Origin of the sequence: Schnuerera sp., from assembly GCF_035459645.1 — a bacterium.
In the GTDB taxonomy this organism is placed as follows: Bacteria; Bacillota; Clostridia; order Tissierellales; family Tepidimicrobiaceae; genus Schnuerera.
In genome coordinates this window covers 1-6,443 of sequence record NZ_DATHXO010000154.1, presented here as the reverse complement: position 1 = coordinate 6,443, position 6,443 = coordinate 1, and the positions used below count along the sequence as shown (strand labels likewise).

General features: G+C 31.5%; 5 protein-coding genes. All 5 read left to right on the top strand.

What is annotated here, in order from left to right:
* A partial coding sequence (gene gatB / locus VK998_RS03625; RefSeq protein ID WP_325225583.1) for an Asp-tRNA(Asn)/Glu-tRNA(Gln) amidotransferase subunit GatB occupies positions 1-1,331 on the top strand: 1,331 nt, incomplete at its 5' end.
* Positions 1,332-1,457: 126 nt separating this feature from the next.
* Entirely contained in the window at positions 1,458-2,732 is a 1,275-nt protein-coding gene (locus VK998_RS03620; protein WP_325225581.1) for a dicarboxylate/amino acid:cation symporter, read from the top strand.
* 206 nt (positions 2,733-2,938) lie between these two features.
* Positions 2,939-3,934 carry an AIR synthase family protein gene (locus VK998_RS03615; protein ID WP_325225579.1) on the top strand — a complete coding sequence of 332 codons (996 nt, stop codon included), beginning with the start codon at positions 2,939-2,941 and terminating at the stop codon, positions 3,932-3,934.
* Between the two features lie 114 nt (positions 3,935-4,048).
* A complete protein-coding gene (locus tag VK998_RS03610) occupies positions 4,049-6,163 on the top strand; it encodes an N-acetylmuramoyl-L-alanine amidase family protein (protein ID WP_325225577.1) in 2,115 nt (704 codons plus the stop codon).
* Between the two features lie 52 nt (positions 6,164-6,215).
* On the top strand, positions 6,216-6,443 hold a 228-nt coding region (locus VK998_RS03605; protein ID WP_325225575.1), incomplete at its 3' end, for a DUF5698 domain-containing protein.

Sequence of the window (6,443 nt, the reverse complement as noted above, 5' to 3'; positions counted from 1 at the left end):
ATACCCATTGTTGTCCAGTTTGCTTAGGGTTGCCTGGTTCTATACCTAGACTAAATAAAAGAGTATTAGAATATGGAATAAGAGCAGGAATTGCTTTTGACTGTAAAATAGCTAATAACGTAAAAATGGATAAAAAACATTATTTCTATCCCGATTTAGTAAAAGGATATCAAACAAGCCAAGATGATAAACCTTTATGTGAAGATGGATATGTGAAAATTGAGACGGAGAATGGCACTAAAAATGTTGGATTAATTAGAATCCATATAGAAGAAGACACTGGGAAATCCCTCCATACAGAAGGAGGAGATACCCTCCTAGACTATAATAGAGCAGGTGTACCATTAATTGAAATAGTAACAGCACCAGATATGAATACATCTGAAGAAGCCCGGTTGTTTTTAGAAAGTCTTAGAAATACTTTAAAATATATTGAGGTTTCTGATTGTAAGATGGAAGAAGGTTCTTTAAGATGCGATGTAAATATAAATGTAGTAGATGATGAAACTGGCAATAAAACCAATATTACTGAGTTGAAAAATTTAAACTCTTTTAAATCAGTTGTTAATGCAATAGATTACGAAGTAGAAAGACATATTTCTCATCTAGAAAAAGGAGAAAATACGGTAAAAGAAACTAGAAGGTGGAATGAATTAGAAAATAAAACTGTAGTTATGAGAGATAAAGGAGGTACAGAAAATTATAGATACTCTGTTGATGTAGATGTACTTCCAGTAGAAATAGAAAAAGATTGGATAGAGGAAATTAGAAACAATTTACCAGAATTACCTCATCATAAAAAGGAAAGGTTTATTAAAGAGTATGATTTGCCTGAATATGATGCAGGAGTTTTAACCCAATCAAAAGAAATAGCTCAATTCTATGAAGAAACTAATAAATATGCTAAAGATCCTAAACAAGTTAGTAATTGGATAATGGGAGATGTTTTAAGAAGATTAAATGATGAAGAATTGGAAATAGAAGATTTGAAGTTCGGACCTAAGGATTTAGCAGATCTTATTGAATTTATTAAGGATGGCAAGATAAGTAACAATATTGGGAAAAAAGTGTTAAGAGATATGTTTGAAACAGGAGAAAAACCAGAAAAGATAATTAAGAAGAAAGGATTAATTCAAATTAGTGATGAAGGAGAACTAGAAGGAATTATTGAAAAAGTATTAGATGAAAATCAGCAATCCATTATAGATTATAATAATGGAAAAGACAGAGCTTTAGGATTTTTAATTGGTCAAGTGATGAAAGCAACTAGAGGTAAAGCCAATCCACAACTTGTAAATAAAATGGTGAAGGAAATGATAAAAAGTCGATAGATGGAAGAGCTTCCATCTATCGACTTTAATTGTCAGAAAATTCACGCTTGATTAATATTTTAAATCAATATATAATAATCATAACTTATTTTTTATAGTTATGATTATTTTTTATGGGGGGATTTCATGAGTAAAAAGTCAAGAGGATTAACTACCAAAATTTTCATAGGTTTGTTGGTAGGTCTTATAGTTGGAATTGTAGTTTACCAATTACCAGATGGGACTTTTAAAAATAACATTTTAATTGACGGAATATTTCAATTGCTAGGGCAGGTATTTTTAAGAGGAATAATGATGATGGTAGTTCCATTAGTATTTATCTCTTTAGTTAATGGAGCTTCTAGTATGGGCGATGTAAAAAAACTTGGAAGAGTAGGGGCAAGGACTATACTATTTTATTTGGTGACAACTGCCTTTGCAGTTACTTTAGCATTGGCTTTAGGTTATCTAATTAAACCGGGAACCGGCCTTGATTTGGGTACCATCGAGCAAGTGGAAACCACAGTAAGTTCAAAAACTCCATTGGTTCAAATTTTGTACGAAATGGTTCCTAGAAATCCAATAGCAGCAATGGGTGAAGGAAATATGTTGCAAATCATTGTATTTGCTATAATTACTGGAATTGGCTTATCTACCTTAGGAGAAAAGGTAAAAATAGTAGTACAGATATTTGAACAGTTAAACGAACTAATAATAAAGATGGTAGGATTTGTAATGTTATTTGCTCCTATAGGAGTTTTTGGTTTAATTGCTAGAACATTTGCTACTGTTGGATATGCTGCACTGGTACCATTGCTAAAATATATAATAGCCGTTTATATTGGGCTTATTCTCCATGCTGGATTGATTTATTCTGGAATGTTAAAAGGGTTAACTGGATTAAGTCCTAAAATATTTTTTAAAAAAATATTCCCAGCTATGTCTGTAGCTTTTTCTACTGCTAGTAGTGGTGCTACTGTACCGATTAATTTAGATATAAATGAGAAGGAGTTTGGAGTATCCAGGAATATAGCTTCTTTTACAATTCCTTTAGGAGCAACCATCAATATGGATGGTACTGCTATCATGCAAGGTGTAGCTACTTTCTTTATAGCCCAAGTATATAATGTACCTTTAAGCATTGGAGCCATATTAACGGTGGTTTTAACTGCCACACTTGCTTCTATTGGAACAGCAGGAGTACCAGGTGCAGGTACCATAATGTTGTCTATGGTATTACAATCTATAGGACTACCTATTGAGGGAATTGGATTAATAATGGGTATAGATAGATTAGTAGATATGGGTAGAACTGCAGTTAATATAACCGGAGATGCAGCCTGTACTGTAATAATAGCCAAAAAAGAAGGAGAACTTAAAGAGGAAATATTTAACTCTGATTCAAAGGAATTATCAAAATAAGAAGTATTAATCTATACAATATTCTAAAAAATTAAATATGTGACAAGGTATTTTAAAGGATTGAGGTCTATATAGATTTCAATCCTTTTTTAAATATTATAGATTAAATTTCATAAAAGTGTACCTAAAGTGTACCAAAAGTGTTTGCATTCTGATACAATATACTTATACAATAATATTTTAAGTGTAAGGGAGGAGGATTTATTATGGAAATAGGAAAATTACCAAACCATATATTAGAGAAAATTGTATTCAATAATATTAAATATAAAAGAAAGGAAATCCTTCAAGGAGCAGCCGTTGGAGAGGATAATGCTATTATAGATTTTGAAGATGAAGTTTGTATAATTTCAACAGATCCTATAACTGGGGCTACAAAGGATATAGGAAGATTAGCTATCTACATATCCTGTAACGATGTTGCTAGCAGTGGAGCGGAACCTATTGGTGCACTTTTGACTATTTTAGCACCTCCTTCAATAAATGAAGAGGATATAGAGTTGATAATGAAAGAAGCAGGAGAAGCTTCTAAAGAGCTAAAAGTAGAAATAATGGGAGGACATACTGAAATCACAGATGCAGTAAATAGGGTTGTCATTTCTACAACGGTAATAGGAAAACAAAAAAAGAAGAATATGATAAATTCGAAAAATATAGAAATAGGAGATAAAGTATTAATAACTAAGTATGCAGGAATTGAAGGAACATCAATACTAGCCAAAGAATTAGAAAAATACTTAGAGGATAAAATAGATAAAGAAAAAATAATGGAAGCAAAAAACATGGGCAATATGATATCTGTAATAAAAGAAGGAACTATATGTGGAAAAATTGGAGTAAAATATATGCATGATATAACTGAAGGTGGAATACTAGGAGCAGTATGGGAAGGAGCTGTTGCTATTGACAAAGGATTAAAAATATATGAAGAATTAATCCCTATGAAAGAGGTTACAAAAGAGCTATCTTCAGTTTTAAAGATTGATCCTTATAGATTAATATCCAGTGGAAGTATGCTAATAATAGCAGGAGAAAAACAAGTAAGTCTTATTGAAAATAGATTAGAAAAGGAAGGCATAAAGGCAACTGTTATTGGTGAAGTAATTGAAGAAGGAGTCTTATTGGATAGAAAAGGGGAAATAGAGGAAATATCTCCACCAAGCAGTGACGAACTATATAAAGCTCTTTCCATATTAGATTAGATTATTACATTATGGTTACAAAATCCCCATTTCGTTGACATAATAACCAACCAAATGATATAAATAACATAAGCTATAAAATAACAGTAAAGGATGTGGAAAGGGGCAATTAAGATGAAGAAATGGAAAGTTGTTTTATCCTTTTTATTGATTTTTGTATTTTTTAATTTGCCAGTATTTGCAGCTAATAATAATCACAGGATTACTGTCAGTATGGATGGTCAAAAATTCACTGTAAAAGAAGTACCAGTGGTATTTGATGGACAAGCAGTATTTTCAGACATCCCTACCTTCATCCATCCCATAAATGATTATACTTTAGTCCCTATTAGATTCATAGCAGAACGCTATGGCGCTGAAGTAAGTTGGGAACAAAAAACTAAAACAGCAACACTTAAACAAGAAGGCAAAGAAATAAAAATTACAATAAACAGTCAAGATATGTATATTAATGGGGAAAAAAAGCCTATAGAAGGAAGCACAACTCCTAAGCTTGTAACCTTTTCGAATAAGGATTCTAGAACCATGGTTCCTTTAAGACTGGTATCTGAAGCCTTAGGTTTTGAAGTAGGATGGGATAATGTAAAACGAGTGCCCTTTATCAACACAAAAGTAGCAGAAGAAGATTTGAATGAAGATAAAGACAGAAATGAGAATAATCAAACCAGAGAAATTACAAATGTATTAGTAGAAAAAGGGAGTACCAATTCACCAAAAATAACAATAAAGGGAACAGAAAAGTTAAACTATTCGACAGACTTACTTAAAAACCCTAATAGATTGGTTATTGATGTGGAAAATTCAGTTTTAAATCTTAAAGATAGTATTCTATTTGAAGGTGGAGTAGGAAGAATTGACGTGAATAACAAACAAATAAAGAGGATAAGCATGTCGCAATTTTCTTCTAATCCAGATGTGGTAAGAATAGTTATCAATTTAACTGAAAATATGGATTTTGATGTAGTATCAGGAGAAGATGGCAAGTCTTTAACCGTATCTTTTGTAAACAGAGTAGAGAAAATTGAAAAGGAAATAATTGATGGTAAAGAAGCCATAGTTATTTACAACACAGAAGAACCAGAAATTAAAACTTTGAAATTATCAGATCCTGAAAGAATAGTTGTTGATTTATTAGATTCTTCATTAGAAGGAGGGACTTTTTTTAGCTACAATTATAATATAAGCTTTATAAAAGGAGTAAGAGTGTCTCAGTTTGTACCAGATAATCTATACAAACCTAATGATAGAATCGTTAGGCTAGTATTAGATATTGAAGAAGGAATACATGATCCTAATGTGAGAATCAATAAGGAAGATAACAAAATTATAATCATTCCAGAAACTAGCCTAGGGGAGATAATAGACTATAATTTGAAAGGCAACAAAAGAACCATCTCAATTAATACAATAGAAAAGACCGATTATGATATAGAATACCATAGAGATAAAAATACTATGATAGTAACTCTTCCTTCGAATTTACTAGATATAGAAGAAGGATTTATGAATATTAGAGACGGGTTAATTAACGATATAACTATAAGAGAAGCGGATAATCTTTCTAATGTTATTTTGACCTTTAGAAGGGGAGTTGAATATGATATTCTATCTAAAGATATAGACGATAAAATTACTATTAGCTTAGAACGAGATGAAAATATAAAGCCCTCAGATAGGATTATAGTAATAGACCCTGGACATGGTGGATATCAACCAGGAACTATTCAGAATGGGATTGAAGAAAAAGATGTAAATCTAAGTGTTTCTCTTAAGTTAAATGAAAGTTTAGAAGAATTAGGATATACAACTATAATGACAAGAGATGACGATAGTTTTGTAGACTTATACGATAGAGCAAAGATTGCAAATAGGAATCAAGCAGATTTATTTATAAGTATCCATGCTAATTCAATTGGAAATCCTAATATTTCAGGTATACAAGTGCTGTATCATTCTAAGGATAAAGATAAAGTGAAAAAAGAAGATACATTAGCATTGGCCAAAATTATGATGGAAGAGCTAACTAATGGGACAGGTGCTGAGGACAAAGGACTATTACCTAGAGAGAAAACTGTAGTAATAAGGGATACATCAATGCCTTCTGTGTTAATTGAACTAGGCTTTTTAACCAATAAGGAAGAGGCTAGGCTATTGACTGACGATGACTACCAAAATCTTTTAGTAGAATCTATTATAAAAGGTATAGAAAAATACCTTGATTTGTATTAATATAAGATATGCGGAGATTAATCTCCGCTTATTTTTAATTAGAGGTGATATTATGGGTTTTATAATTGGATATTTGTTAATATTTTTTGCTAGAGTAGCTGATGTTACATTAGCAACGATTAGAATGTTGATGGTAGTACAAGGAAGAAAGGTCCAAGCTGCAATTATTGGTTTTTTCGAGGTTAGTATTTATGTTACAGCATTAGGTAAAGTAGTCAGTAGCTTGGACAATATAGGAAACTTACTGGCTTATGCATTAGGCTTTGCCTGTGGTAATTAT

Bases quoted from the DNA above. Each gene is read 5' to 3' on its own strand.
- VK998_RS03620 (WP_325225581.1), top strand. From the start codon at position 1,458: ATGAGTAAAAAGTCAAGAGGATTAACTACCAAAATTTTCATAGGTTTG.
- VK998_RS03610 (WP_325225577.1), top strand. From the start codon at position 4,049: ATGAAGAAATGGAAAGTTGTTTTATCCTTTTTATTGATTTTTGTATTT.
- VK998_RS03615 (WP_325225579.1), top strand. From the start codon at position 2,939: ATGGAAATAGGAAAATTACCAAACCATATATTAGAGAAAATTGTATTC.